General features: G+C 56.8%; 7 protein-coding genes. 6 read left to right on the plus strand and 1 reads right to left on the minus strand.

All coding sequences use genetic code 11. The features are described from left to right. Positions 1-100: 100 nt before the first annotated feature. The 6 genes from ENN66_02025 (at position 101) to ENN66_02050 (ending at position 6,716) form a co-directional block, all read left to right on the plus strand. On the plus strand, positions 101-1,411 hold the full coding sequence (locus ENN66_02025) for a homoserine dehydrogenase (GenBank protein ID HDS15397.1): 1,311 nt from the start codon (positions 101-103) through the stop codon (positions 1,409-1,411). Further along, a complete protein-coding gene (locus ENN66_02030; GenBank protein ID HDS15398.1) occupies positions 1,411-2,277 on the plus strand; it encodes an ABC transporter substrate-binding protein in 867 nt (288 codons plus the stop codon). Before ENN66_02025 ends, ENN66_02030 begins: the two co-directional genes overlap by 1 nt. A 72-nt stretch (positions 2,278-2,349) precedes the next feature. After that, positions 2,350-2,931, plus strand: coding sequence for a hypothetical protein (locus ENN66_02035; protein HDS15399.1), 582 nt, complete (start codon positions 2,350-2,352; stop codon positions 2,929-2,931). Then, a complete protein-coding gene (hemH, locus tag ENN66_02040; GenBank protein ID HDS15400.1) occupies positions 2,928-3,842 on the plus strand; it encodes a ferrochelatase in 915 nt (304 codons plus the stop codon). The genes ENN66_02035 and hemH overlap by 4 nt, the downstream gene beginning before the upstream one ends. A gap of 80 nt (positions 3,843-3,922) precedes the next feature. Beyond that, the gene (gene hemG, locus ENN66_02045) at positions 3,923-5,368 is read left to right on the plus strand and encodes a protoporphyrinogen oxidase (GenBank protein HDS15401.1); all 1,446 of its coding nucleotides are present in this window, start codon (positions 3,923-3,925) and stop codon (positions 5,366-5,368) included. A gap of 112 nt (positions 5,369-5,480) precedes the next feature. Continuing rightward, on the plus strand, positions 5,481-6,716 hold the full coding sequence (locus ENN66_02050) for a glycosyltransferase (protein HDS15402.1): 1,236 nt from the start codon (positions 5,481-5,483) through the stop codon (positions 6,714-6,716). Between the two features lie 10 nt (positions 6,717-6,726). On the opposite strand, the gene ENN66_02055 is transcribed toward ENN66_02050, so the two are convergent. Beyond that, the gene (locus ENN66_02055) at positions 6,727-6,936 is read right to left on the minus strand and encodes a hypothetical protein (GenBank protein HDS15403.1); all 210 of its coding nucleotides are present in this window, start codon (positions 6,934-6,936) and stop codon (positions 6,727-6,729) included. Positions 6,937-7,230: the final 294 nt, after the last annotated feature.

A 7,230-nucleotide genomic window follows, 5' to 3' on the forward strand; every position in this document is an offset into this window, starting at 1 on the left:
CCGGCAACGGTTTACCGGCATTTTCCGCCGGCGGCTTTTTTTGCGCCTCTGACGAAAGGCCGTCGTCATTGACTTCATACAGGTTCATCGGGATTATTAAATGAGAACAATAAATGTTGGTCTGATTGGTTTTGGTACCATCGGGGCCGGAGTCGCAAAACTTTTACTGGAGAACCGTCAGGCGATCCGCGAGCGCCTCGGCGCCGAATTAAACCTGCTCAAAATCGCTGATCTCGATATTACGACCGATCGCGGGGTATCGCTTCCCGACAACCTTCTGACCACCAACGTCAAGGAGCTGATCGGCAATCCCGAAATCGAAATCATCATTGAGTTGATCGGCGGTTATGAACCGGCCCGCAGTTTTGTCGCGCAGGCTCTTACCTGCGGCCAAAGTGTGGTGACTGCCAACAAGGCTCTGCTCGCCCGCCACGGCAACGAACTCTTTGCCCTGTCCCGGGAAAAAGGGGTGGATTTTTACTATGAGGCCAGCGTCGGCGGCGGTATTCCGATTATCAAGGTCATGCGTGAAGCCCTGGCCGGCAATAAAATCAATTCGGTCTGCGGCATTCTGAACGGCACCTGTAACTACATTCTGACCAAAATGGGGGATGAAGGCGCCGATTTCGCCCAGGCTCTCAACAACGCCCAGGACCTGGGCTATGCTGAAGCCGACCCGACCTTTGATATCGAAGGCATCGACACGGCCCATAAGTTGTCGATTCTGACCGCCCTGGCCTTTGCCACCCCGATCGCCTGCGACCAGATTCACGTTGAAGGCATCAGCGCCGTCAAACCGGTGGATTTCGCCTTTGCCCGGGAGTTCGGCTACAAAATCAAGTTGCTGGCCATCGCCAAAAAAGAAAATGACACCATCGAGACCCGGGTCCATCCCACCATGATTCCGGAAAAACATATGTTGGCTAAAATCGACGGGGTTTTCAACGCCGTCTTTGTCAACGCCGACGCCCTGGGGCCGAGTCTTTACTATGGCCGGGGCGCGGGCATGATGGCCACCGCCAGCGCCGTGGTCGGCGATCTGGTCGATATCGCCCGCAACCTCATCGGCGGATTCTTCCAAAGGGTTCCGACCCTGGGTTTTCAACCGGAGGCGGTCCAAGCCTGCGCCTGCCGCCCGATGAGTGAAATTTTCAGCCAGTATTACCTGCGTTTCTCGGCCCATGACAAAACCTCGGTCCTGTCAAAAATCGCCGGCATTCTCGGAGAAAATCAGATCAGTATCGCCTCCTGCATTCAACAGGGCCGCAGTCCCAATGGCGACACCGTGCCGATCGTGATGCAGACTCACAAGGCCCGGGAAAAAGATCTGCGCCAGGCTCTCGCGGCAATCGACCGCCTGCCGATTATCGCCGCCCCGACAGCGGTTATCCGCATGGAAAGCGAGCTGTAGTGAAAAACCGGCAAACCATCACCCTGGCCTACAGTGTCGATTCGGACGATCTTTTCATGTTCTACGCCCTGCTAGAGAACAAGATCGACACCCAGGGCCTGATCTTCGAGCACCAGCGGCGCGACACCCTGGCCTTAAACGACCTCGCCGCGAACTGCGAGGTGGATATCACGGCGGTTTCCATTCACGCCTACGCCGGAATCAGCGACAGATATCTTCTGCTTCCCCACGGCGGCAGTATCGGGGTCAATTACGGCCCCTTGGTTTTAAGCTGGAATCCACAGCTTAAAACCGAAGCGCTGGCCGGCAAAAGAATCTCGGTACCCGGTTTTTCAACCACCGCCTACCTGGTGTTTAAACTTATCTGCCCGGATTTTATTCCGCAAATCATTCCGATCACCCCGTTTGCGAAAACCTTCGACGCCCTGCGGGAGCACCTTGTCGATGCCGCCGTGGTCATTCACGAAGGTAATCTGACCTACCGGGAGCGCGGTTTTCACAAGCTTCTCGATCTGGGTCAATGGTGGTGGCGGGAAACCGGTCTGCCCCTGCCTCTGGGCGGCAATGTCATCCGCAAAGGCCTGGGCCCGGAAAAGATCGCTCGAATCTCCGCCCTCTTGCGGCAAAGCATCGCCTACGCCCTAGAGCATCGCGAAGAGGTAATCGACTACCTTCTGGCCCGGGAAAAACGCGATGACCCGGCCCTCAAGGATCGCGGACTGTTGGATCGCTACCTGAAACTCTACGCTAACCAGGACACCCTCGAATATCCGCCGGCGGCCCGACAGGGCATCAGCGAACTTTTTCGACGCGGTCAGAATGCCGGCCTTATCAAGAGGCCGGTGCAGGTTGAATTTGCCCCATGATATGAGTTTTGGCAAGGTCATAAGCCTTGTTTTGCCGGCATAAACCATCAAAGAATTTAAGGAGAGCCCGCCATGCGCAAAAGACCCGGTAGATTGCAAGCCTTTTTTTTCATCCTGGGAGTCATTCTGATTTTCGCCGGCAATGCCGGCGCCCTGACCTTCAAGGGGGTGGAGTTTGCCGATAAAATAGAAATCTCGGGGCAAAGCCTTCACCTGAATGGGGCCGGAATGCGAAAGAAATTTTTTCTGTCGATCTATGCCTGCGGCCTCTACCTGCCGCACCCGACCAGCGATGCGGAAAAAGCCATCAGCACCGATGTCGCCAAGCAAGTAGTCATGCATTTCATTCACAGTAAGGTCGGCAAGGATAAAATTGTTCAGGGCTGGAATGACGGTTTTTTCAATAACTCCCAGGAAAAAATCAGCGGGCTGCAGGAGCGGATCAATTCTTTCAATGCTTTTTTTGATCGTGATCTGGTTGCCGGCGACCGCATTGTCATCACCTATCTACCCGAGCGGGGAACCAGCGTCAGCATCAACCAGACGGAGAAAGGCAGCATTCCCGGAAATGATTTCATGCAGGCCCTGTGGGCCATCTGGCTGGGAAGCAATCCCGCCGACGCGGGCATGAAGGATGGCATGCTGGGGAAATGACACTCATGAAAAAAGCCCTGTTACTGCTGGCCTACGGTGGTCCGGAGAAAGCCGAACAGATCGAGCCTTTTCTGAAACAACTGCTGCAGCGCGATCCGCTGCCGCCGGGACTGTGTGAACGGGTAGAAAAGAAATACCGGGCGGTCGGCGGAGCTTCGCCGCTGCCCGGTATCTGCCGTGAAATTCAGCAAAAACTTGCCCGCAAGCTGGGAGAAATTCCGGTCTATCTCGCCTTTCGCTATTCGGCTCCGGATATCGCCGGCGTCGTTCGCGAAATGGCGGAAAGCGGGGTAACCAGGATCTATGCCCTGTCACTTTCGCCCCATTCCTCCAAAATCAGTTCAGCGGCCTATTATCAGGCTCTGGACAAAGCCGCTTCCGATTCTCGGCTTGAGATCGTCCGCCTGGAAAACTGGTACCGGGCAGCCGCCTATAACCGTCTGCTGGCCGATCGCATTCTGGAAACCGCGCAAGCAAACCGCTTTTCACTGACCGCCGCTCAAACTCATCTGCTTTTTTCGGCTCACAATATTCCGCGCAGTTATATCGCCGAGGGGGACCATTACGTCACCGAGATTGAAAACAATATCGCCGCGATTCTCCGTCTGCTGCCGACCTGTTCCTCCTCCCTGGCTTACCAGAGCAAAGGCAACGCCCCCGGGGCCTGGCTGGAACCGGAAATAGAAACACATCTGCTGGACCTGAAAAAACGCGGCCATACCGATATCATCATCGTTCCGATCAGCTTCAGCATGGACCATCTGGAAACCCTGTATGATCTCGATCTCGAAATAAAAGCCTTTTGCGAACAGGAAAACCTGCGTTGCCGCCGTTCGCGACCGGCCAACGCCGACGATGATTTCATCGAGATGCTGGCGCGCTTCACCGACCGCCGTCTGGCCGATGACTGAACGGTCGTTTTTCTATCCAGCCTGAGGCGCGGCCATCTTTCCAGCCCGTCTTTCAATCCTTTTGCCGGAGAGTTAAGTTTATGTCCGCCCCCAAAAGAATCGTTGTCATCGGCGCCGGAATCACCGGTCTGGCCGCGGCTTACGAGATCACCAAAAAAATCAAGGAAACGGGAACTAAGATCGAGCTTGAGATTTATGAACAGGCGGCGGAACCCGGCGGCAAGATCAGCACCCGCAAGGATGGCCCCTATCTGATCGAAGGCGGCCCGGACTGCTTCATCGTCGAGAAACCCTGGGCCCTGCAGTTGATCAAGGAAATCGGACTGGAAACGCAACTGCTCAACACCCGCCCGGAAACCGGCGGCACCTTTGTTTTCGACAATAACACCCTGCACCGCCTGCCGGAAGGGGTGATGATGATGGTGCCGACCAAGCCCCTACCCTTTCTGGCCTCGCGGCTGATCTCCTGGCCGGGCAAACTGCGCATGGCGGCCGACATTCTCATTCCCCGCCGCCGGGAAAGCGGGGATGAAACCCTGGCTTCCTTTGTCCGCCGCCGTCTGGGGCGGGAGGCTCTGGACAAGCTGGCGGAACCTTTGATCGGCGGCATTCACGCCGGCAACCCCGAAAACATGAGCCTGCTGAGCACCTTTCCCCGTTTTTTGGAGATGGAACAGGATGGCGGCAGCCTGATTGTCGGGATGCTGAGAAGGCAGAAAAAAATGGCTGCCATGCTGAAATCACGCCCGGCGACCGGCGGGCCGAAACGAACTTTTTTTATTTCTCTGAACGAAGGTCTGGGTCAACTGGTTAATGAACTCAGCCGGGTAATCGGCCCGGAGAGGATTCATACGGGGCGAAAAATTTCCCAACTGTTTCCGGAATTCGCGGGAAAATGGCGGCTGACGGAGGAACATCATCCTTTCTGCCAGGCCGACGCGGTGATCGTCACGACCGAGACCCACGCCGCCGCCGCCATGCTGGAAAACCAATTTCCTCGGCTGGCGGAGCAGCTTAAGCAGATCCCTTACGTTTCCTCGGCCACCGTCTCCCTGGCCTTTCCCCGCCGGGCGATCGCGCATCCGCTCGACGCCTACGGTTTTATCGTCCCCAAGGTCGCCCGGCGCCGAATCATGGCGATCACCTGGTCCTCGATCAAATGGGCCCACCGGGCTCCGGAAGGGATGGTCCTGCTGCGCGCCTTTGTCGGCGGAGCCCAGCGCCAGGAGCTTGCCGCCCTCGGGGATCAGCAGATGCTGACCCTGGTCCGTGAAGAACTGGCCGCCATCATGGGCCTGGACCAGGCGCCGCAACAAAGCTGGATTTACCGCTGGCCTCAGGGCATGCCGCAGTATATCATTGGCCATCCCGAACGACTGCAGACGATCGACACCCTCACGGCCGCCCAGCCGGGTCTCTATCTGGCCGGGGCCGGCTACCGCGGCATCGGCATTCCGGATTGTATCAACCAGGGACGCCAGGCGGCAACCCGCGCCTGGAACGAAATCATCGCCCCCGCAACCTGAGCGGGGGCCTTCATAAATCGAGACCCGTAACCTGCTTTTGACCCTGGATTGGCGGTTAACGGTTGCCAGACGCGCGCCCGGCAACCGCTAACCGCCGGCCGGAATTTTTTCAATGCGAATTCTCCACTGTTTATCTCAGCTTCCGGGTCAAACCGGCAGCGGCATCTATCTGCAGGCCATTGTGCGGGAAGGTCAACAAGTCGGTCTTTCCCAGGCGGTTCTCTGCGGCCTGCCGACCGCCATGGCAACCAGCCCGACCGGATTGGACCTGCCTGCGGAAAATATTTACCCGGTATACTTCGACAATGCGGAGCTGCCCTTTCCGGTGGCCGGCATGAGTGACGTCATGCCCTACCCCAGCACCCGCTTTGCCGAATTCGACGACGAAAAGCTGGCGCGCTACGAAGCCGCATTCACAAAAGTCATCGTCACCGCGGTCAGAAACTTCGCCCCCGACATCATTCACAGTCATCATCTCTGGCTGATGACGGCCCTGATCAAGAAACTTTTCCCCTCGATTCCTCTCCTGGCCTCGGCCCACGGCACTGAATTACGCCAGCTCGAACTGGCTCCGCGCCTGGCTCCCGGAGTTATCAAGGGAGTAACGGCCGTCGATCGCGTGCTCGCCCTCAATCATGAGCAAAAGCGGAAACTGGTAGAGGCTTATGGTTTCGCCCCGGAAAAGGTAGGCATCGCCGGCGCCGGTTATCGCCGGGACCTCTTCTGCCGCGTTTTCGGCGCCAAGGAAGAGCTTCCGACCTTTATCTATGCCGGCAAACTCAGCCGGGCCAAGGGGGTCCCCTGGCTGCTTCAGGCCTTTTCCAAGCTGCCGCCACCCGCCGCCTTGTGGCTGGCGGGCGGCGGTGGCGGTTCGGAGTCGGACAAGATCCGCCGTCAGGCGACGCTGATTCAGGGCGTTAAACTTCTCGGCCCGCTTTCCCAAAACGAGCTGGCGGAGCGTTTTCAGCGGGCCCACGTTCTGGCGCTGCCCTCTTTTTATGAAGGGCTACCCCTGGTCCTGCTCGAGGCCCTGGCCTGTGATTGCCGCGTCATCGTGACCGACCTGCCCGGAATTCGCGACCTCGTCGGCGAGGAGGCCATCGCCACGGAGCTGATCAGCTGTGTGCCGCTGCCCCCCTTAAAGGGACCCGACCAACTTGATAAGGAACACGAACCACTCTTTCTCGATAATCTTACCCAGGCCCTGCAGATCCAGCTCAAACACATCCGTCAAAAACAAGCCTTCTGCTGCGAGCAGCTGCAAACCACCCTTGAAGAAACCGGATGGCACCAGGTTTTCAGACGGATTCGGCAACATTACAGTGAGCTCGCCGGAATCCAAAACTGAACGCCAAGTCTCAAATGCCGCTGGCTCCCCCCACCAAGCCGGCAAAGGCAATCAGTGAAGCTGAAAACGCCGCGGTGCCTTTTCCTCGGATCTTGAGGATCTGGACGTCAGGGAATTCATCCAGCCAGTATTCGGCTACAGCCTTGCCGCGTTCCGACCCGCCGGCCATCCCCCCCCACACCTTCAGCTTAACGATTTCAGGTCGACCAATCCACCTCATTCCCCGCTTCCCGGGAATTATGACGATGAAAACGACATAAACTGCTGAATATTAAAAGAATAAGCGCAATTTCTCTTGCAATATACCTCGTTATGCGCTATAGTGTTGTAACGATGAAATAGAGGAGTTGCCCATGGCTGCCATCGTGTATCAGACGAACAAGAAAACCGGTTTCACTTACGCTTATTGGTTGTGATACTCTAAAATTGATCAGTTAAAGAGCTAGTGATTACGGAAAATTGACCACCCACAGCGACCTTTTCTGTATATGGTTTTTAAAACCATATACAGAGA

This window comes from Pseudomonadota bacterium, assembly GCA_011049115.1.
Taxonomy (GTDB): domain Bacteria; phylum Desulfobacterota; class Anaeroferrophillalia; order Anaeroferrophillales; family Tharpellaceae; genus DSCM01.

Coding starts and splice junctions, on each gene's coding strand:
- ENN66_02055 (HDS15403.1), bottom strand. CDS start 6,936: ATGAGGTGGATTGGTCGACCTGAAATCGTTAAGCTGAAGGTGTGGGGG.
- ENN66_02050 (HDS15402.1), top strand. CDS start 5,481: ATGCGAATTCTCCACTGTTTATCTCAGCTTCCGGGTCAAACCGGCAGC.
- ENN66_02035 (HDS15399.1), top strand. CDS start 2,350: ATGCGCAAAAGACCCGGTAGATTGCAAGCCTTTTTTTTCATCCTGGGA.
- hemG (HDS15401.1), top strand. CDS start 3,923: ATGTCCGCCCCCAAAAGAATCGTTGTCATCGGCGCCGGAATCACCGGT.
- hemH (HDS15400.1), top strand. CDS start 2,928: ATGACACTCATGAAAAAAGCCCTGTTACTGCTGGCCTACGGTGGTCCG.
- ENN66_02025 (HDS15397.1), top strand. CDS start 101: ATGAGAACAATAAATGTTGGTCTGATTGGTTTTGGTACCATCGGGGCC.